Annotated in this window: 1 protein-coding gene; it reads left to right on the top strand. The window is 44.7% G+C overall.

Annotation, left to right across the window (positions count from 1 at the left end; translation table 11 throughout):
* A partial coding sequence (locus LKX83_RS32430; protein WP_465249358.1) for an HAD family hydrolase occupies positions 1–291 on the top strand: 291 nt, incomplete at both ends.

Below are 291 nucleotides of genomic sequence, written 5' to 3'. Positions count from 1 at the left end.
ATACATGGCTTCGCTCTTTAATGGGACGTTATGCTGATTTTAGACAGGTGACGGAGGAAGCGCTTGTGTTTGCTTGCAAGCAAATGGATCTTCCATTAGATGAGACGTACCGGAAAAGATTGATGGAGGAATATCTTATGCTTCGCCCCTACCCAGAGGTGCTTGGTATATTGCCTAAGTTGACGGCATGGCAGCGGGTTATTTTTTCAAATGGCTCACTTGATTTCCTTCTACCTCTTGTAAAGAACACGAGAGTAGAGGAGCACATAGATGCGGTTATCAGTGTTGATG

Origin of the sequence: Cohnella baijiui (assembly GCF_020731285.1) — a bacterium.
GTDB lineage: Bacteria > Bacillota > Bacilli > Paenibacillales > Paenibacillaceae > Cohnella.
Note: the sequence above shows the minus strand (reverse complement) of the source record. Positions and strands in the feature narration are given on the sequence as shown.